Origin of the sequence: Micromonospora sp. CA-244673 (assembly GCF_050948395.1) — a bacterium.
In the GTDB taxonomy this organism is placed as follows: Bacteria; Actinomycetota; Actinomycetes; order Mycobacteriales; family Micromonosporaceae; genus Micromonospora.
Map to the genome: position 1 here is coordinate 3,399,640 of NZ_CP192019.1, position 19,638 is coordinate 3,419,277.

Annotated in this window: 17 protein-coding genes; 12 read left to right on the forward strand and 5 right to left on the reverse strand. The window is 69.8% G+C overall.

What is annotated here, in order from left to right; all coding sequences use genetic code 11:
• Positions 1 to 380 precede the first annotated feature (380 nt).
• The 10 genes from ACQP12_RS15830 (at position 381) to ACQP12_RS15875 (ending at position 11,721) form a co-directional block, all read left to right on the forward strand.
• The gene (locus tag ACQP12_RS15830; protein ID WP_433288739.1) at positions 381 to 914 is read left to right on the forward strand and encodes a hypothetical protein; all 534 of its coding nucleotides are present in this window, start codon (positions 381 to 383) and stop codon (positions 912 to 914) included.
• 849 nt (positions 915 to 1,763) lie between these two features.
• The gene (locus ACQP12_RS15835; protein ID WP_433288741.1) at positions 1,764 to 2,420 is read left to right on the forward strand and encodes a YeeE/YedE family protein; all 657 of its coding nucleotides are present in this window, start codon (positions 1,764 to 1,766) and stop codon (positions 2,418 to 2,420) included.
• Positions 2,420 to 2,836: a YeeE/YedE thiosulfate transporter family protein gene (locus ACQP12_RS15840; protein ID WP_357945466.1), complete on the forward strand. Its 417-nt coding sequence runs from the start codon at positions 2,420 to 2,422 to the stop codon at positions 2,834 to 2,836. Before ACQP12_RS15835 ends, ACQP12_RS15840 begins: the two co-directional genes overlap by 1 nt.
• 617 nt (positions 2,837 to 3,453) lie before the next feature.
• A complete protein-coding gene (locus ACQP12_RS15845) occupies positions 3,454 to 3,633 on the forward strand; it encodes a hypothetical protein (protein WP_433288743.1) in 180 nt (59 codons plus the stop codon).
• A gap of 779 nt (positions 3,634 to 4,412) precedes the next feature.
• Complete coding sequence (locus ACQP12_RS15850; protein ID WP_433288745.1) at positions 4,413 to 6,029, forward strand: ABC transporter substrate-binding protein; 1,617 nt, start codon at positions 4,413 to 4,415, stop codon at positions 6,027 to 6,029.
• A 47-nt stretch (positions 6,030 to 6,076) separates the two neighbouring features.
• Positions 6,077 to 6,994 (forward strand): ABC transporter permease, encoded by a 918-nt coding sequence (locus ACQP12_RS15855; protein ID WP_433288747.1) that lies wholly within the window; start codon positions 6,077 to 6,079, stop codon positions 6,992 to 6,994.
• On the forward strand, positions 6,991 to 7,878 hold the full coding sequence (locus ACQP12_RS15860; RefSeq protein WP_433288749.1) for an ABC transporter permease: 888 nt from the start codon (positions 6,991 to 6,993) through the stop codon (positions 7,876 to 7,878). Before ACQP12_RS15855 ends, ACQP12_RS15860 begins: the two co-directional genes overlap by 4 nt.
• Entirely contained in the window at positions 7,875 to 8,939 is a 1,065-nt protein-coding gene (locus tag ACQP12_RS15865; protein WP_357945455.1) for an ABC transporter ATP-binding protein, read from the forward strand. Before ACQP12_RS15860 ends, ACQP12_RS15865 begins: the two co-directional genes overlap by 4 nt.
• Complete coding sequence (locus tag ACQP12_RS15870) at positions 8,936 to 9,937, forward strand: ABC transporter ATP-binding protein (protein ID WP_433288752.1); 1,002 nt, start codon at positions 8,936 to 8,938, stop codon at positions 9,935 to 9,937. The genes ACQP12_RS15865 and ACQP12_RS15870 overlap by 4 nt, the downstream gene beginning before the upstream one ends.
• Entirely contained in the window at positions 9,934 to 11,721 is a 1,788-nt protein-coding gene (locus ACQP12_RS15875; protein ID WP_433288755.1) for a gamma-glutamyltransferase family protein, read from the forward strand. Before ACQP12_RS15870 ends, ACQP12_RS15875 begins: the two co-directional genes overlap by 4 nt.
• 4 nt (positions 11,722 to 11,725) lie before the next feature.
• Here the strand turns inward: ACQP12_RS15875 and ACQP12_RS15880 are convergent, their stop codons facing one another.
• Positions 11,726 to 12,406: a GntR family transcriptional regulator gene (locus tag ACQP12_RS15880; protein ID WP_433288757.1), complete on the reverse strand. Its 681-nt coding sequence runs from the start codon at positions 12,404 to 12,406 to the stop codon at positions 11,726 to 11,728.
• A 70-nt stretch (positions 12,407 to 12,476) separates the two neighbouring features.
• On the opposite strand from ACQP12_RS15880, the gene ACQP12_RS15885 reads away from it, so the two are divergent.
• On the forward strand, positions 12,477 to 13,193 hold the full coding sequence (locus ACQP12_RS15885) for a YoaK family protein (protein ID WP_433288759.1): 717 nt from the start codon (positions 12,477 to 12,479) through the stop codon (positions 13,191 to 13,193).
• 164 nt (positions 13,194 to 13,357) lie between these two features.
• Here the strand turns inward: ACQP12_RS15885 and ACQP12_RS15890 are convergent, their stop codons facing one another.
• The 4 genes from ACQP12_RS15890 to ACQP12_RS15905 all read right to left on the reverse strand — a co-directional run bounded on the left by ACQP12_RS15890 (position 13,358) and on the right by ACQP12_RS15905 (position 18,149).
• The gene (locus ACQP12_RS15890; protein ID WP_433288761.1) at positions 13,358 to 14,047 is read right to left on the reverse strand and encodes a sulfotransferase domain-containing protein; all 690 of its coding nucleotides are present in this window, start codon (positions 14,045 to 14,047) and stop codon (positions 13,358 to 13,360) included.
• A gap of 93 nt (positions 14,048 to 14,140) precedes the next feature.
• Positions 14,141 to 14,488: a hypothetical protein gene (locus ACQP12_RS15895; RefSeq protein WP_433288763.1), complete on the reverse strand. Its 348-nt coding sequence runs from the start codon at positions 14,486 to 14,488 to the stop codon at positions 14,141 to 14,143.
• A gap of 769 nt (positions 14,489 to 15,257) precedes the next feature.
• Positions 15,258 to 16,715 (reverse strand): SDR family NAD(P)-dependent oxidoreductase, encoded by a 1,458-nt coding sequence (locus ACQP12_RS15900; protein ID WP_433288765.1) that lies wholly within the window; start codon positions 16,713 to 16,715, stop codon positions 15,258 to 15,260.
• 462 nt (positions 16,716 to 17,177) lie between these two features.
• Positions 17,178 to 18,149: a helix-turn-helix domain-containing protein gene (locus ACQP12_RS15905; protein ID WP_433288767.1), complete on the reverse strand. Its 972-nt coding sequence runs from the start codon at positions 18,147 to 18,149 to the stop codon at positions 17,178 to 17,180.
• 263 nt (positions 18,150 to 18,412) lie between these two features.
• Between ACQP12_RS15905 and ACQP12_RS15910 the strand changes: the two genes are divergently transcribed.
• Complete coding sequence (locus tag ACQP12_RS15910) at positions 18,413 to 19,393, forward strand: MBL fold metallo-hydrolase (protein ID WP_433288769.1); 981 nt, start codon at positions 18,413 to 18,415, stop codon at positions 19,391 to 19,393.
• The last annotated feature ends 245 nt before the right edge of the window (positions 19,394 to 19,638 follow it).

Consider the following 19,638-nt stretch of genomic DNA (forward strand, 5'->3'; position numbering starts at 1 on the left):
ATCGGAGTGACTTGGGCTGCTCACACGCTCAGACCTGCCCCCTCTTCCCGCTGCTCAACGCAAGCTTGAACGCCTGGCGTAACCACTACTGCGACAGTGCCCAGGGCTGGGGGACATGTGCTCGGTACCAGCTGTACAGGACGGGCCAGCTCGTACCGATCACGCTCCTGCCGAATGGAGTCGACGCGTTCAGGCCCGTACCTGCGGCAGTACCCAGGTCCACTCAACCAGTGAATGCACGGCGCCCGTGGACGTCAGCAACAGCGCGAGAGGTGTCGGACAGGTTGCCGGCTGCGGAAAGCGCAGGTGCTACAGAGCCGATTCCACCGGTAGACCATCCGGATCACTCAGGCGGGCGAGACAAGGTCAGCGATTCATGGGTGCTTGCCGTCGCCGATGATGCGAAACGACGCGGCGGTGAACGGCTGCACGTCTGGGTGACGAGCCAGGAACAGCCGTGGTCTGCTCCTGCTCGCGTGCCGCAGCCAGGGGAACCTTCTCACGCCGACGGACCGGTGGTGGTCGCCGTCGCCTGGTTCGAGCCAACCAGCGCCGCGTGGACCGAAACCCTCGCTGGCTCGCGGTGCGAGGCGCAGGTGGAGGCGGCGGTCCTGTTGGGCCTGCCGCGCTGGCCCTCGGCGACACATCCGGCGAGGGTCACCACCTGGGGCGTGGCTCTGGGCGCCACAGGTCTCGCGTTGCATGACCCGACCGGCCATGTATTCGCCTACGGCATCGCCGACATACGGTCCAGGTGGACGACCGCCGCACGGGCGCTCGGTGCCGTCGCCGTCATCTACGGAGTTGGTCCCCCGCAACAGGCAGAGCACCCCGAGCCGCTTCCGGCTCAACGGCTCACCGAGGCGCGACGCGACGGAACCGTCGCCGCCGCATGGGTACCACTGCTCAAGTGACAGGCCGAGGCCTCACCCGTTACCCGGTAAGCGTGCCGGATCCCGCGGTCCTCGTCCGCGGTATGCGGGTGCTGAAGACATGTTCACGTGGTGAGGCCATACGGTGCCGAACCCCGTGCAGGGTGTGTGAACTCGGGTTCCGGCGATCCGACAATGCCGACCGCTCGTACTCGTTGACGACGCCGTTGTGTATCCGTCGAGCACGGCGCGGGGCGCGACGCTCGTTGTCGATCAGGAGTCTGTGGGTGCGCCCGTGCTGAATCTCACGGATGATCGTTCTGTGTTGCAGTTTCCCCGAGGCCTCGGGGAGGGATTTCACCAGTCGACGCCGTCGCCGGCGAACCCCCGGTCGAAGCATCGCCGGAACGTCGATGTCCCCGATCGCGGATCAGGAACTGGAACGCGACATAATCGCTACCTCATCGCCAGTTGTCCATGCGATAGGTATGCTTCCTGACCGAGACCTGCCCTCCAACTCATGCCATCTCACCCGTTCGCCGGGTGACGCTGGCCAGATCGGAGTGACATGGGCTGCTCACCCGCTCAGGCCTGCCCCCACTTCCCGCTGCTCAACGCAAGCTTGAACGCCTGGTGTAACCACCACTGCGACAGTGCCCAGTGCGGGCGAACGTGCGCTCGGTACCAGCTGTACAGGACAGGCGAGCTCGTTCCGATCAGGCTCTTGCCGAACGGCGCCGGTGCCGGCCAGGGCGCTCAACCCGGTACCGGCACCCGCGCACGGGTTCAACCCAGGCTCGTCCGCGCCGGGTCCGCACCCTCCAGAACCCCACCGGCGCCTCGGCAGGTCCCGTGGAGGACCCGACTCGTAGATTGGATTGCAGGTCCCGCATGACTGGATACTGGCCCTGGTGGGCGGGGGCTTCCGGGCTCGCCCTCACCACCATCACCTACGCCGTCACAACCGATCGGTCCTTCGGGGTGTCCGGTGCCTGGGACCGCGTGCTGCACTGGCGCGCCGAACGCCGGGTCGAACGGGTGAACGAGCAGTTCGCCGACGATCGTGTTCTCGCCGAGGCTCTCGCCGTGGCCGCCGCCGACCAGTTCGGAGCCGGGTCGGCGGCACCTGCTGCGCATCCCGCCCCGCACGGCGACGCGCGAGCACCACGACAGGACGTGCGACCACCCGCGTCGCCGAGCCCCTCACTGGCGAGCCTGCTCCCGGCCCCCTTGGTCAGCCAGGTCGCCCTGCTCCTGTCAATCTTCGTCGGCGGGTGGGTAGCGGCGGTTACCGCCGGCCGCTTCCAACTCCGGCTCGACATGGGCGACGCCTTCGGCCAGATCGTGACCGACAAACCGATCGAAATGATTGGCGCGTTGTTCGTCGGCGGCGTACTCGTCGGCTTCGGTACCCGTCTCGCCGGAGGGTGCAGCAGCGGTCACGGGCTCAATGGCTGTGGCCGGCTGCAGCCCGTCAGCATCGTCGCGACTGCCGTCTTCTTCGCCACCGGCGTCCTGGTGTCGTTCCTGCTGTGGAAGGTGATCTGATGCGTACCCGGGGCGGAATAGTCGTCGCCAACATCATCGCTGGGCTGGCTCTCGGCTATACCGTCGCGAACATCGGGTTCGGTGACTACGGCGAACTGAACCATATGTTCACCTTCCAGGATCTGCGCATGTTCCTGGCCTTCGCCGGCGCCGTAGCGATCATCGTCCTGGTATTCGCCGTATTGCGCGTCCGCCGCACCCCGGGTCGCATCCACGCCGGCGTAATCCCCGGCGCAATCTTGTTCGGCGGGGGCTGGGCGATCTCGGGTGGCTGCCCGGCGATCCCTATCGTGCAAGTCGCCAGCGGGTACCTGCCTGCCTTGGTCACGATCGCCGGCATAGTCGTCGGCATCCGGCTCTGCCGCTGGGCCAACATGAGGTACTTCCACCTCGACAGCGGTTCCTGTGAGCGGTAGCCGAAGTGGCGGTAGCCCGTGCCTCGGGCGGTCACCGGCGGGCACAAACGGTCCTCACGTCCTGCGGCTGACCCGCCCCACCAGGCTCCTTATCGGCCGTGATCTTCGACCTTCCACACTTCGCGGATTACCTCGCCGAGCACCAAGAGGGCTACCACCCTCCGCGGACGGGGATCAGGTCGTTCGTCCGGTAGGGCGCTCCACCTTGTTCCCGTCCGGGAGGCTGGCCGGTCTACGACGTCCCGACGAGCAGATCCGCCAGGCTCACCCGGTGGTCGCGGCAATCTGATCAACGAAACCAAGCCCCGGGCTCATAGAGCCCCGCGACCTGCTCAGCGAACGTGCGAACCGGAGAGCATGCGGTGTCGTAGAAGAATCGACGGACCCGCAGCCGGATTTCCACCGGCTGACGCGCGACCGCCGTGTCGCTGAGCCGACGCTCATAGCAGTTGTGAACCCCGCGAGCCCGGCGGCCGCAACCAGCACAAGCAGCCCGGCGAGCGCGGGCACGAGCCCGTATCCGCAGGCCGGGAGGGCTGGTCGGCGGCCGGCTGCGATGGCCGTCAGGGCTGCGGGTGGGTACAGCGGAGGTCAGGTTGCGACCGTACGATGCGCCGGTGATCCCGCAGACAACGCGCCGCCCGCCGCGCCCGGTGTTGGCGGTGCTGGCGTTCCTGATCGCGGGCTACGTCACCGTCATCGCTTATGGTCCTTGGACCAACGCCGGCAGTGTCATGGCTAGCTTGATCGCCGCAGCCGTTGCCGCCGCTCTGCTGTATGGCCCTGTGGCGGGGTAACCCGTTGGCCCAGGGCGTCGTCGTCCTGGCGATGGCTGGCAACCTGGCACTCGGCCTTGTCCACCACTCGGAGATCGGGTGGTTGCGGACAGCCAACATGATGACAGCCCTGCTCATCGTCGCGTTGCTGCTGGTTCCACGATCGTCACGGCGGTGGTTTGCTGGCCCTCCTGTTGAGTCCGCCCCAATACCCGCGCAGGACAGCGACCAGCCGATTGACCTTGAGGCGCTATGGAAGGAGACGGACGCCGGCGAGCGCCGGTAGCCGGGCCGCCTCTGCCTCGGGCTGTGGCCGGAGCGGGCCGGGGTCTTGTGGGACACAGGGGCACAAGACACGTCAAACGCCGTCAAGCAACGATCGACCATGGCGGCCTAAAAAGCCGTGCCAGCAAGTGCCGGCACTGGTCCCGCTGATCGCGGGACACCGGCAATAAGCTCCGCTTCCGCCCCACTGCACAGCGAAGCCGCCGGCGTCGCTGTGCTGCCGCGGCGGCTTCAAGCCGTCGACCGGCTGGGCACCGACCACGACCCCCTGCGCCGCTGACTCGCGTCTCGCGTCTCGCGTTGTGGGCCCTGCACTCGCGGTGCGCCGGCCGCCGGCTCCGCTCCTGATCGGCCGGCCAATCGGCTCGCAACGTGCGACGGAGATGGCCGCTCACTGAGGTCTTGCGGAGCCCTTCGTATACAACATACGCTCCCCGAATCGCCCACTCGAGGAGCCCCCAATGACGAACCTCAGTGAACCGAGCCGGCAACGGCTCCGTCCGTTCCGGGCAGCTGTGGCGGCGGTCGCCGTCGCCTGCACCGTCGTAGCGTGCTCGCCGGTGTCGAACGACGAGGGCGGCGCCAAGTCCGGCGAGGACCAGGCGGCAGGACAGGACAACTTCGGTACGCCGGCAGACCCTTCTGCGGTGAAGAAGGGCGGCAAGCTCGTCATCGCCCTCTCCGCGGAGCCCGACGCGCTGGACCCGACGCTGTCGCGCAGCCTCTACTCGCGCTACGTCTTCCAGGCGATCTGCCAGAAGCTCTACGACGTGAACGAGCAGGCGCAGGTCGTGCCGCAGCTGGCCACCGAACTCCCCACCACCAGCAGTGACGGCAAGACGGTCACCATTCCGCTGCGCCAGGGCGCGCGCTTCGCGGACGGAACGCAGTTCGACTCCGCAGCGGTCAAGGCCACCCTGCAACGGCACCTGACCAACGCCCGGTCCGCGCGAAAGAGCGAGCTCGGTCCGATCGACACCGTCGACACGCCCGATGCCAACACGGTCGTGATCCATCTGAAGCAGCCGTTCGCACCCCTGGTCGGGGCATTGGCGGACCGGGCCGGCATGATCATGAGCCCGAAGGCGCTGCAGAGCCTGGGCGACAACTTCGCCAGCGCGCCCGTCTGCGTCGGGCCCTTCAAGTTCGCCAAGCGGGTGCCGCAGAACTCCATCGACGTGGAGCGAGACCCGAACTTCTACGACGCCACCAAGGTCAACCTCGACGCCATCTCGTGGCACATCCTCAGCGACGCGAGCATTCGGGCCGCCAACCTGCGTTCCGGCGACGCTCAGGTCGCCGACAGCATCTCCACGCAGGACTACGGCGCGTTGCGCGGAGACTCCTCGCTCAGCGTCCTGCAGTCCCAGTCACTCGGGTACCAGGGTCTGACCTTCAACATCGGCAATGTCGACGGCGTCGGCACCACACCGAAGCCGATCAACCGCCCGATCGCGCAGAACGCCAAGGTCCGGCAAGCCTTCGAGTACGCCCTCGACCGGAAGGCACTGGTCCAGGCCGTCTTCAACGGACTCTTCGCCCCCGCCTGCTCGCCGATCTCGCCCGCGAGCCCGTTCTCGTCCGAGGAAGCGCAGGCGTGCCCCCAGCACGATCCCGCCAAGGCCAAGCAGTTGCTGTCCGAAGCCGGCGTTAAGACGCCCTACCCGGTGGCGATGCTCATCTCGAACACGCCCGACTCGCTGCGCCTCGCGCAGGCGCTGCAGGCCATGGTCAAGGACGGCGGATTCGACCTCAAGATCAACCCGGTGGAGTACTCCTCTCTCCTCGACGAGCAGGACCGCGGCAACTTCGAGCTGCTGCAGCTGGGCTGGAGCGGGCGGATCGACCCGGACGCCAACATCACCAACTTCGTCGGCACCGGCGGCAGCCAGAACGTCTCCGGCTACAGCAACCCGCAGCTCGACGCCGCGCTGACCCAGGCTCGGCAGTCCAACGACCTCGACGAGCGCAAGAAGCTGTACGGGCAGGCGGTGACGATCCTCCAGCAGGACGACGCACTCATCTACCTCTACCGGCAGCGGAACCTGACCGCCGTCTCCAAGAAGATCCAGGGCCTGCAGGTCTTCCCCGACGGCGTGATCCGCGCGGCCTTCGCCGGATTCACCAAGTAGGTCGCCCCGTGGCTCGGTATCTACTCACACGCGCTTGGCACTCAGCGTTGACGCTGCTGTTGTCGACGGTCGTGGTGTTCCTCGGGGTGCGGGCACTGCCCGGGGACCCGGCCCTCGCCCTCGCCGGCGAGGACCGGTCCCCGGAGGCACTGGAGGCCATCCGGCACCACTACGGACTCGACCAGCCGCTTCCCATCCAGTTCGCGCAGTACGTGGAGCGCGTCGTGCAGGGCGACTTCGGGGTCTCGATCCGAACCGGGATACCGGTCTCGTCGATGCTCACGACCGCCCTGCCCGTCACGGTCGAGCTGTCCCTCCTGGCGATCCTCCTCGCCACCGCGCTGGGTGTCGGGGCCGGGGTGCTCGCGGCTGTCCGCCGCGGGCGTCCCGCCGAGTGGCTGGCCAACGGACTGGCCCTGGTGGGACTGTCGGTGCCGCACTTCTGGCTCGGACTGCTGGCGATCCTCTACCTCTCCGTGGCAGCGGGGCTCTTCCCGGCCTCCGGATTCGTGCCACTGCTGCAGGACCCGGCGGGCAACCTGCACCACATCATCCTGCCGGCCGTCATTCTCGGCACCGGCCTCGCCGCCATCATCATGCGGCAGACGCGTTCGGCGATGCTGGAGGCGCTCTCCTCGGACCACGTCCGTACGGCGAAGGCGAAGGGTCTCCGGCCACGGGCCGTGATCACCCGGCATGCCCTCCGGAACAGCCTCATCGTGGTGGTGACGATCGTGGGCCTGCAGCTCGGCGGCCTGATCTCCGGAGCGGTCGTCACCGAGCAGATCTTCGGGCTGCCGGGCTTCGGCAAGATGACCATCGACGCGGTGTTCCAACGGGACTATCCGGTGATCCAGGCGGTCGTCCTGCTCACCGCGACGGCGTACATCGTGATCAATTTCCTGGTGGACCTGCTCTACTCGGTCATCGACCCACGTATCCGGGTGACGGGGGAGCCGGCATGACGGTCCTCACCGTGCCGATGGCGGAGGCCGGCCCCGCCGGCACCAGCCGGCGCACCCGGGTCCTCCGGCGACTGCGCCGGAACCCGCTCGCCATCGTGAGCTTCGTCGTGCTCGCGCTCGCGGCCGTCGTCGCCCTGCTCTCGCCCTGGATCGCTCCGCACGAGGTCCAGCAGACCGATTTCGCCCACACGTTCTCGCCGCCGGGCACCCCCGGTCACCTCCTGGGGACCGACGACCTGGGCCGGGACGTCCTGTCCCGCATCATGCTGGGGGCGCGGGCCTCCCTGCAGGTGGCACTCCTGGCGGTGGCCACCTCGTTGATCATCGGGGTGCCGCTCGGACTGGCCGCGGGCTACTTCCGGTCCTGGGACGCGGTGATCTCGCGCTTCACCGACCTGCTACTCGCGTTCCCGTTCCTGATCATGGCAGTGGGGCTGGCGGCCATCCGGGGCGCGAGCCTCACCAACGCGGCCGTGGCCATCGGAATCGCCCAGATCCCAGGCGTCATCCGGGTGGTCCGCTCGGACGCCCTGCGGCTCAAGTCCCTGGACTTCGTCGCCGCGGCCGTGGTGGACGGGGCGAGCGACCTGTGGGTGCTGGCCCGGCACATCCTGCCGAACGCGACGTCGGTGATCCTGGTGCAGGCCACCGTCGCGATCCCGGCCGCGATCCTGGGCGAGGCGGTGCTCTCGTTCCTGGGCCTCGGCATCCAGCCCCCATCCCCCAGCCTGGGCACCATGCTGGCCACCGCCCAGCAGTTCGCCGCCCGCGCCCCCTGGGCAGCCGTCCTGCCCGGTGTTGTGATCATGGGCCTGGCGCTCGCGTTCAACGTCTTCGGCGACGCCCTTCGGGACGCCCTCGACCCGAAGGGAGACCGGCGATGACCACGGTCGAACGGGCGGCCGCATCCTCCGCCGCGGTGGGGACGCCCGTCCTGGAAGTACGCGATCTCTCGGTCTCGTTCACCACGGAGGGCGGGACCGTTTCGGCGGTGGACCGGGTGAACCTGGATCTCGCGTCCGGAGAGATCGTCGGGATGGTGGGCGAGTCGGGCTGCGGTAAGAGTGTCACGGCGATGAGCATCGCCGGCCTGCTGCCCGACAGCGCCCGGGTCTCCGGCTCCGTCCGGCTGGAGGGCGCCGAGCTGGTCGGCGCCCGGGAGTCGGTGCTGCGCCGGGTGCGTGGCAAGGAGATCGCCTACATCTTCCAGGAGCCGATGACCTCGCTGAACCCGGTGCTCACCGTGGGGCGGCAGATCGGGGAGGTCCTGCAGGTACACGAGCGGATGTCCCGGCGGGCCGCCCAGGCCCGCGCCGTCGAGCTGCTCACGCTCGTCGGAATCCCGTCCGCCGGGAAGCGCATCGACAACTACCCGCACCAGCTCTCCGGAGGTATGCGCCAGCGCGTGATGATCGCGATGGCGGTGGCCTGCGGCCCGAAGGTGCTGGTGGCCGACGAACCCACCACCGCCCTGGACGTCACGGTGCAGGCCGGCATCCTGCAGGTGCTCCGGGATCTGCGGGACCGGCTCGGCACGACCATCCTCATCATTACGCACGATCTCGGCGTGATCGCCGACATCGCGGACCGCGTCGTCGTCATGTACGCCGGGCGGGTGGTGGAGCGGGCGCCGGTCACCGACCTGTTCGCGCATCCGTACCACCGGTACACGGCCGGGCTCCTGGCGGCTTCACCGACGCCGGGCAAGCATGCCGGTACCGAGCGGCTGCAGGAGATTCCCGGTCTCGTGCCGGTCCTGTCCGCCCAGCCCGACGCCTGCACCTTCGCCGACCGTTGCCCGGCCGCCGATGAACAGTGCCTCGACTCCGCCCCGCCCCTGCAGGTGGTCAGGACCGGGTCCGCGGTCCCGGTGACGGACCACCTCGCGGCCTGTTGGCATCCCTGCCCGGCGCCGCGGACGCAGCCCCAGGAGACAACCGCATGACGCCGCAACCAAACGCCCTCGAACTCGAGGACCTGGTGATGCACTTCGGGCCGGTACGGGCCGTGGACGGGGTGTCCCTCACGATTCCCAAGGGCCGGGTCACGGCGCTGGTGGGGGAGAGCGGCTCGGGAAAGTCGACCGTGGGCCGGTGCGTGGTGCGGCTCGAGAAGCCCACCGCGGGCGTGGTCCGAATCGCCGGGACCGATGTCACCCAGCTGACCCGGCGACAGCTACGCCGGCACCGCAGTGACGTGTCGATCGTCTTTCAGGACCCCGCCGGCTCGCTGGACCCGCGCATGCTGGTCGGCGAGATCGTGGCCGAGCCGTTGCGGCTGTCCGGTGAGCGGATCACCCGCCGCGACCGGGAGGCCCGCGTCGCCGAGGGGCTCGGCAGGGTGGGCCTGCGGACGGAAGTCGCGCGCCGGTATCCGCACGAGCTCTCCGGAGGCCAACGTCAGCGGGTCAGCATCGCCCGGGCTCTGATCTCCGAGCCCAAGCTGCTCATCGCCGACGAGCCCACGAGCGCACTCGACGTGTCGGTGCAGGCGTCGGTGCTCAACCTCCTCGCCGACCTGCAACGGGACATCGGGTTCGCCTGCCTCTTCATCACCCACGACCTGTCCGCGGTCGAGTACCTGGCCGACGACATCGCCGTCATGTACCTCGGTCAACTCGTGGAGAAGGGCCCGCGCGAGCGGATCTTCACGCGCCCGGCCCACCCCTACACTCAGGCGCTGCTGGCGGCCGCGCCGGTGGCCGACCCGGTCCGCCAACGGCAGCGTCAACCGGTGCTGCTCGGCGACGACCTGCCGTCCGCGCTGGACCCGCCGTCCGGCTGCCGCTTCCGCACCCGGTGCCCGCTCGCGTTCGACCTGTGCGCCACGGAGGTACCCGCACAGGTGGAGTTCGGCGGCGGCATGGCGGCCTGCCACCTGGTCCAGCCCGACGGCACCCGTCCCGACGTCCGGGCCGCCGACCCGAGTGAGGTGTTGTCATGACCTTTACCACCAGGCCGACCCTGCAGGGAACCTTCGGGATGGTGTCCTCGACGCACTGGCTCGCGAGCCAGTCCGCCATGGGGATCCTCGAGCGCGGTGGGAACGCCTTCGACGCCGCGGTCACCGCCGGGTTCGTCCTGCACGTCGTCGAACCACACCTGAACGGGCCCGGCGGTGAGGTGCCCGCCATCGTGGCCACCGCGCAGGACCCGACCCCCAGGGTGCTGTGTGGGCAGGGGCCGGCGCCGGCCGGCGCCACCATCGCGCACTTCCGCTCCCTCGGGATGGACCTCATCCCCGGGTCCGGCCCGCTCGCCGCGGCCGTCCCCGGCGCCGTGGACGCCTGGCTCCTGCTGCTGCGCGACCACGGCACGCTTTCCCTCGAGGAGGTGCTGGAGCCGGCGATCGGCTACGCCGGCGCGGGCCACCCGCTGGTCGGTCGGGTCGGCGACACCGTGGCCGCCGTGCAGTCGCTGTTCGAGGAACACTGGCCCACCTCCGCCCAGCTCTGGCTCCGCGACGGCAGACCGCCGGCGGCGGGGGAGCTGTTCACCAACCGGGCGTACGCGCAGACCCTGCAGCGACTGGTCGACGCCGGCCGGGCAGCGGGCTCGGACCGGGAGGCGCAGATCGAGGCCGCACGTCGCGCCTGGGGTGAAGGCTTCGTCGCCGAGGCGGTCGACCGCTTCAGCCGGGAACCCTTCCAGGACTCCAGCGGACGCGCGCACGCCGGTCTCGTCACCGGCGCGGACATGGCCGCCTACCGGGCCACCTGGGAGGAACCGACCACCCTCGACTGGCGCGGCTATTCGGTGGCCAAGACCGGTTTCTGGGGCCAGGGCCCGGTGCTGTTGCAGACCCTGGCGGTCCTCGACGCGCTCGACGACTCTCAGGTGTACGACTCGTCGACCGCGGCCGGAATCCATGCCCAGGCCGAGGCCCTCAAACTCGGGTTCGCCGACCGTGAGGCCTGGTACGGCGACGGTCCCGTGCCCGCGAAGGCGCTCCTGTCCCGCGAGTACGCGCGGGAGCGGGCCGGCCTCATCTGGGACCGTGCGTCAGCGGAGCTGCGACCGGGCCGCCCCGAGGGCGCCGAGCCACGCCTCCCGGCTCACGTGCGACGCAGTGCCGGACGCCGGGTCGACCTGGCGGACCCCACAACGGGGGAGCCGACGGTGCAGTCGGACGGCGTGACCCGGGGCGACACCTGTCACGTCGACGTGGTTGACCGCTGGGGCAACATGATCTCCGCCACGCCGAGCGGCGGCTGGCTGCAGAGCTCTCCCACCATTCCGGACCTCGGCTTCCCCCTCGGCAGCCGGCTTCAGATGTTCTGGCTGGAGGAAGGTCTCGCGTCGTCGCTGGCACCGGGACGCCGGCCGCGCACCACACTGAGCCCGACGATGGTGCACCGCGACGGGAAACCCGTCCTGGCGTTCGGCACTCCCGGTGGTGACCAGCAGGACCAGTGGCAGCTGCTGTTCCTGTTGCGCCATCTCGCCGGAGGTCGGTCCCTGCAGGAAGCCATCGACGCGCCGATGTGGCACACCATCAGCCTGCCGGCCTCGTTCTACCCGCGCGACATCGAGCCCGGCGTCCTCGTGGTGGAGGACCGGCTGGACGAGGATGTCGTGGCGGAGCTGCGCGCGTACGGGCACGAGGTGCGGCTGTCCGGCGCGTGGAGCCTGGGCCGCCTCTGCGCCGTGACCCGCGATCCGGACACCGGCGTGCTGGCGGCCGGAGCGAACCCGCGTGGCATGCAGGGCTACGCCTGTGGCCGCTGACGCCTCAGCGGGCTCCGTATCCGGCCTCGGCGTTCTCGTACGCGGCAGCGGAAGCGGCATCGAGATGGGTCAGTGCGGCCTGCTCGGCCCGGTCACCGTCACCCGACTCGATGGCGTCGACCAGTTGGATGTGCTCGGCCCACGAGTGTGGTGCCCGTTCCGCGGCGCCCAGCCGGAAGACCCACTGCACATGGAGGTAGAGCGCCTTGGTGATCGACAACAGCCACGGGTTGCCGCTGATCTCGAGGATCCGCAGGTGCAGGGCGCTGTTCAGCTCGGCGACCCGGCCGAGGTCCTGCTGCTGCGTCGCTTCGCGGCCCTGCTCCAGCAGGCCCCGCAGGGCAGCCACGTCCGCCGCTGTCGCCCGCTCGGCCGCCAGCCGGGCGGCCAGCGACTCCAGGCGTTGGCGGACGGCGAACATGTCCGCGATGGTCGCACTGCTCGGGGAGGCGACCACCGCCCCGCGGCGGGGCAGGATCACGACGAAACCCTCCGCCTCCGCGACACGCAGTGCCTCCCGGACCGGGTTGCGAGAGACGGCGAAGTCCTCGGCCAGCCGATCCTCGGTCAGCCGCTCGCCGGGAAGGTAGTCGCCGTTGATGATGGCGGTCCGCAATGCGGCGAGGACCTGGTCGCGTAGCGGCAGGTGTTGAGCGCCGAGCTTGCCTCGCAGGTCAGCAGCCAACCTGACCTCCTCTCCGTGAATCGTCCAGGCAAAGCGTATACGAAGAACAATCTGGGGAGGATAGCCGACCGTGCTGAAAACAGTGCCAACCGTCATGCGCTTTCGCACCGGAGTGAAGGGCAACCGGAACCTCGCGCGGCGGCGGCAGGCCCTCGTTGTCGTGCTCACCTTCCTGACCGGTAGCGCCGACGCCATCGGCTTCCTGGCCCTCGGCGGAGCCTTCTCGAGCGTCATGACGGGCAACATGGTCCTGCTCGGGCTCTCGGCGGGCAGCGGCGACGCCGACCTTGCCCTAACCTCCGGCTGCGCCATCGTCAGTTTCATCACTGGCGTCCTCGCCGGCGCCCGCCTCGCCGGCTCGGCGCAGCCGGACGACCCTGTCTGGCCACGCCGGGTCACCCACACGCTCGTCCTGGAACTCCTGGTGTTCGTGGTCTTTCTCGTCGTCTGGGTGGTCAACCTGCCCAGTCGTTCGGAGCAGGTCGATCTCGGGCTCCTGATGCTGTCGGCAGCGGCGCTGGGCGTCCAGAGCAGTGCCATTCAGCGGTTCGGCGTACCGGGTCTCTCCTCCACGTACCTGACCGGCACGCTCACGAGTCTGATCGCGGGGGTGGCTGCCCGAAGCCCCTGGCACAGCCTGCGGCCCAAGGCCCACGTCCTGTTGGCCCTGATCACCGGTGCCGTTGTCGGTGCGCTGATGGCCGGGCACCTGCCCGCATGGTCGCCGGCGCTGGTGATCGTGCCTCTCCTGCTCGTCATCGTCGCGTCGGCGCGCATCGCGGAATAGCGTGGCCCGCGGCTCGTGGACCGGCTGGGTGTGGAGGTCAACCTTCCAGGTCGACCTCGATCTCCTGCACTGATCTGCCGCTGACGGCGGCTCGCGCAACGTCACAGTCGGTCGAGTCAGCGCCCTGAACGTCCAAGGGCGGCCGCGCATATCCCGCAGGTGCCCTAGCGGTAGCCCAGGAGCGTCATCGCGGCGCGGTTGTCGGGCCGCGACCAGAAGAGCTGATGAAGATCGTCGGACAGTTCGTCGAGATGGGTACCGGCCCGTCCTCGCCGAAAGAAACCCGGATCGATGGCGTGTAGCTCCTCGAACGACGGAATTCCCACGTCGACGCGAGGCGTGATCCCGGGCAGCAGTAGTTCCGCCATGACCCGCTCGACGGCTGCTCTCGGCTCGCGTACCAGGTCTTCGTACCTGAGCATGACGCGATGGGGTGCTGGTGGCAGCAGCCAGCTAAGGACGTTCTGCCCCCAACTCCCGGTCCCGATCGTGTCTTCTCGGTTGATCATCGCTCTCAGTTCGGTCTTGAACTGGCGGCCTTCGCCTTCGCTGTTGAGCCGAGCCCATGAGACCAGCGAGTCCCTGCCGTCGCGGACGAGGTATATGGCTCGGTCCGACTCGTCGACGTCGTCATCGCGCTGCCTGTGCGTCTTGACAAAGTGCATCTGCTCGGCAGCCCGCATCGCGCGGATTGCCGCAGGCCGCTCCTCGAAGCCGACCAGGGACTCGCCCAAGCGTGTGGCGACGCCGTCGACGTCGTATACGACGGACGTCCGTACGCCGCATAGGCGGTGCAGCAGGATGCGGAGGAACGTGTTTCCCGAGCGTGGAAACGAGGACACCCACACGATCATGGGCATCACCCTAGGCGCGGCCGCCGTTGCGGTCACAGGGTGCTCTGCCGTCCGGGGGGGTCTTACGACTGCCCGACGAGGAGATCCGCTGCTTCACCCCTGATGTTGTTGATCCACGCCAATGCACGCGAGGATTGAGCCCGCATCGGCTGATAGGAAGAGCTGGAAAGAGTACGGAGGTTCGGGCTGCCTGACGCCCCCAAGCCGTACCGGCTGTTCGGCGAGCGCGTGGAGAGTCTCGACCGCCGCCGCGAAACCAAGCGTCGGGATGCCCCGATCCCTGGTGATCGCCTCCCGCGCCCGATACACGGGCGCAAGGTTGCTCGCCGGGACCAATCCGTCCCAGATGTGGAAGGAGGCGCCCCGCTCAAGAGCCCTACGGCACGCTTCGTTGACTGGACCGTCGCCGGCAAGCAGCGATATCAACTCCTCGCGCTTCACGCAGCGACGGTAAGCCATCCGTACAGCCAAGCCCGACCGCTGACGCCGACGCTGCCCGACGACGACGGACGGGCTGACCGGGAGCGAAGCCGCGCGATCACGTAGACCCGGCAATCGTGGACGCCCTGCACGACCTGGTGGTGCGTACCCGACTGGGTTGAGCTCGCCAACCACGAACACGTCGCCCTTACCGCCGGGGCCGAGACCGGGGAGCAGGTTGGGAGCAACTGGCAGCACTGAACGGCGTTGAACAGCGTCCAACGGCCCCGAACGGCATTCCACCGCACCCACCACGACCTGCCGGGTTCGCGTTTTCGCAGGCCCGAGTCGGTGCGGCATCCTGCGGAAGACCGAAGTGGTCAGCCCTCGCTGCTCCTGCATGGCCTGGGCGGGCGATCGTCATGGAGCCGACCGACGCCGCTCAAAACGGTTCTGCTGTGTCGATATCAGGCTGTGGAGGTGGCCACCCCGTTGTCCCTCGGACCCCGGGAGTTGAGACTCGGCTCCCACGGCTAACCTTCTGGGCCAGGCCCTCCTGCTCGGTGACCTCTTCGGCGCACCCGAAGTCGTCCAGTCCGTGCTCAGGGCGACGGCCCAAGCGCTGCCCGGCGGACGGGAGGTTGAGGTGCCAGACTTCAAGCGGCGAGCAGTGCCACCGATCGTTGGACGCCCAACTGTACGAGCCACCGCAGCTTGGGCCTGCGGTGGACGGGGCGACGGTGCTGACCGTGTCCCCGCCTGAGCCTGGGCGGCCGACGAGGCGCGCTGATCACCAAGCGCAGGGCGCGTAGTCCTTCAGGAAGCAGCCGTAAAGGTCTTCGCCCTGTTCGCCGCGGACGATCGGGTCGTACACCCGGGCCGCGCCGTCGACCAGGTCCAGCGGGGCGTGGAAGCCCTCGTCCGCCAGCCGCATCTTCGTCGGGTGGGGCCGCTCGTCGGTGATCCAGCCGGTGTCGACGCTGGTCATGAGGATGCCGTCGGCCAGCATCTCCTGGGCGCTGGTCCGGGTCAGCATGTTCAGCGCGGCCTTGGCCATGTTGGTGTGCGGGTGCCCCGGCCCCTTGTAGCCGCGGGCGAACTGGCCCTCCATCGCCGACACGTTCACCACGTACTTACGGCGGGCGGTCGCTGCGGCCATCGCCGGTCGCAGCCGGCTGACCAGCACGAACGGCGCGGTCACGTTGCACAGCTGCACTTCGAGCAGCTCGACCGGGTCCACCTCGTGCACCCGCTGCACCCAGCTGTTGACCGGGTCGAGGTCCGGGACCAGACCGCCGGCGTCGATGGCGGTGGCGGCCGCGATCCGTTCCGGCGAAGCGGAGCCGCTGGTCAGCGCCAACGCGGTGAGCGCCTGCGGGGTGACCGTGGTCGACTGCGGCGGGGCGATCAGGCCCGCCGGGTCGCCCTGGCCGGCCGGCTTGGCGAACGTGATCATCTCCGGCAGCGGGCCGTCCGGCAGGGCCGCCGCCTCCGCGGCGACGAGCTGCGCGTACGCCCCGGGCGTGCGGCGGACGGTCTGCGCCGCGTTGTTGATCAAGATGTCGAGTGGTCCCTGGGCGCTGACCGAGTCAGCGAGGGCGATCACCTGGGCGGGGTCGCGCAGGTCGATCCCGACGATTCGCAGGCGGTGGAGCCAGTCCCCGCTGTCCGGCATCGCGGCGAATCGGCGTACCGCGTCGTGGGGAAACCGCGTGGTCACCGTGGTGTGCGCGCCGTCGCGCAGCAGCCGCAGCGCGATGTACATTCCGATCTTCGCCCGGCCGCCGGTGAGCAGCGCCCGCCGGCCGGTCAGGTCGGTGCGGGCGTTCCGGCGCTCCCGGTTGAGCGCGGCGCAGGGCGGGCAGAGCTGATGGTAGAAGGCGTCCACCTCGCGGTAGCGCTGCTTGCAGACGTAGCAGCCGCGCGGATTGTGCAGGAAGCCGGCCGTGGCACCCACAGTGGGGGAGGCGAGCGGGATGCCCTGGGTCTCGTCGTCGATCCGGCCCGGGGCGCCGGTGGCGGTGGCCTCCGTCACCGCGCGGTCCGCCGCCGCGATGGCATCCCGCCGTTCCTCGCGTCGCCGCTGCTTGATCACCTTGTAGAACTTCGCGGTGGCCCGCTGCACCCGCACCACGTCGGGGTGATCGGGAGGCAGGTCCTCCAACGCCTCAAAGACGCTGAGACAGGTCTCCAGCAGGCTCCGATCGATGCCGTATTGACCGGTTTCGGTAACGTTGTTTGCCGCCATGCCGTTGCTGTCTCATCCCGTTCCTGCGCCGGATCTGCCCGGCCCACCCCAAGTCCGACCCGGAACTGTACGCACCGCAGGGCCTCCGACGCACCCCGCGTCGCGGTCGGGGCCGACGCCGACGTCGAAGTCACACCCGCCGGTACCAACCGCGCGCTGAGGCGCCTGCTCCCAGCGAGCGTTCTCACGAACGTCCGGGCGTCGGCGCGAAGGTCGGACACGTTCGCCGGCGGATGGCGGTGTCGCCCCACCAACGATGCAGGTCTGCATGATCGTCTACGGCCACATGTTCGCGGGCTACCTCGGGCAGACCCTTGAGCCCGTCGCGGACGACCCGCCGCGATCGCCGAGGTGCTGTTCGACCTGTTCGTCATGGGCACTGATCTGATGGCGCCCGGTCGTGGCCGGCAGAGGCGGCCATTCCGCGTCTGCCGTAGGAGACCCGGGCCGGATTCCGCCGCGTCACCGCGGTGTCCGCCGGGCACGAAACGTGGCACGGTACGCCTGGGGTGAGATTCCGAGTTCCCGCCGGAAGGTGTGCCGCAGGTTGGCGGTCGACCCGATCCCGGTCCGCGTGGCGATCCGTCCGATCGGCTCGTCGCCGGCCTCCAGCATGCGCTGGGCGGCGAGCACCCGCTCTCGGGTGAGCCACTGATGCGGACTCATCCCGGTGAGGCGGTGGAAGTGCCGGGCCAGCGTACGCGGACTCATGTGCACCCGTTCGCCCAGCGACCGCAGCGACCATGGCTGGTCCAGGTGCCCGCGCATCCAGTCCAGCAACGCCGGCAGCGGGTCGCCCGGGTCGGGGCTGAGCGGCGAATCGACGAACTGGGCCTGCCCGCCGCTGCGGTAGCCGGCGAGCACCAGCCTGCGGGCGAGCGTGGCGGCCGCGTCCGCGCCGTAGTCGCCGCGTACCACGTGCAGGGCGAGGTCCATGCCGGCGGACATGCCGGCGGCGGTGAGGACCCCGCGGTCGTCGATGAACAACGCCCGCGGGTCCACGGTCGCGGCGGGGAAGAGCGAGGCCAGCAGCGGTGCGGTCGCCCAATGCGTGGTGACGCGCCGGTGGTCGAGGAGGCCGGCGTGGCCGAGGATGAACGCCCCCGTGCAGATCGACATGATGCGGGCCCCGCGCCGGTGCGCCTGCCGCAGGGTGGCCAGCAGCGGCCGGGGCGGCACCTCGTGTTCCCTCGTCCAGCCCGGTACGACGAGCAGGTCGGCGGCCTCCGCCTCGGCGAGCCCGCTCGGGGCGGACACGGTGACCCCGCCGTCCAGCTCGATCTGCCCCGCTTCGATGGCGCAGGTCCTGGTCCGGTACCACGATCCGAACCGGTGTGAGTAGTCCACACCGAAGATCTCGTTGACCGTGATGTAGTCGAAGCTGCCCGCGCCCGCGTAGGCCAGCATCGCCACGCTCGGCCCCTCGATCGGCATCGCAGATCTCCCCGCCTCGTTCGCCGCGCGGTCCACCAGGTCGGCGCCTGGTGCCTCGCCGGACCCGCGCCGGATCGGCGAACCAATTCTAGAAACGGGTCCGTCCGCGCCAGCGGCGCAGTCTGGACAGCCATCGACAGGATCAGGTCAGTGGTGTCCCGGGCTGGGCACGCCTACCGGGAACCGGCTCTAGCGTCGTCGCCGACCCCGCCGGAACGGACCAGTCCGGTTCCCGGGGACCCTGCGAGGAAGGGAAGCCAACAGTGAGTGAGACATCCGCAGAGTACGGGCGCAGAAGGTTCCTGCTCGCCGCGACGGCCGTGACGGTCGCCGGCTCGCTGAGCGTCGCCGGCCAGGCGAGCGCGGCGGACGCGGGCCGCGCTGCCACCAGGCCCCGCGCGGTACGCCGGGCCGGCCGGCCGACGGTCGGCTCCCGGTCGGCCGGCCCGTTCGAGGTGACGGCCCTGCTCGACGCGTCGGGGCCGTTCTTCCTCGACCGGCAGCAGGCGTTTCCCGAGGCGACGGAGCACGACTGGGAGCTGGCCCGGACTGTCGACCCCGGCGCGTTCGGCCCGGGGGAGACGTGGAACCTGGACTTCCGCTGCTTCGCCGTCCGTGGACCACGGGACCGGCTGACGCTGGTCGACGCCGGGGTCGGCCCCGCCGGCAGCCCGGCCTCGGGCTGGGCACCGGTACCGGGACGGCTGCCCGCCGAACTCGACCTGGCGGGCATCGACCCGGAAGACGTCGACACCGTGGTCCTGACCCACCTGCACGAGGACCACTTCGGCTGGTCGGTCGGGCTGGACGGGACGCCCATGTTCCCCAACGCGCGGTACGTGGTGCAGCGGCGGGAAGTGGCGGCCCTGGACGCTGGCCAGGACGCGATGACGTACGTCGTCAACCCGCTGCGCGCCACCGGTCAGCTCGACGAGGCGGACGGCGCCGCCCGCCTGGCCACCGCGGGCCGGGGGGCCGGCGGCTGGATCGGTGTGGTGCCGACACCGGGCCACACCCCCGGTCATCAGTCGGTGGTCGTGGACGGGCGCGGCGCGCAGGTCATCGTCACCGGCGACGTGCTGGTGCACGCGGTGCAGCTGGTCGACCCCGCGGTGGGTTACCGGTTCGAGGCGGATCCAGAGGCGGCCCGGCGGAGCCGTCGGTGGTTGCTGGCCCACGCGCGCGCCCGCGGTGCCGTGCTGGCGACCGCCCACCTGACGCGGCCCTGGACCGACGTCGGGTGAGGCGTCCGGCGAGGGACCGGCGCGGGCGATCTGCTGCCCACCGGGGACGGCGACGCCCTCGCTGCGCAACGGCAGCCCAGCTGCCCGGTGCCGCTCGACCTCGGCAGCCGGGCCGCGCACCGGAGGAGACCTTCCGGCTGCTCCACGCAGACGAGACGAGACGCAGTGGTCCAGACGGCCTGTCAACGCATCGGCCGAATTGGCGCTCGCCGGACGGGTGAGCCGGCACCAAGCGTTGGTGCGCT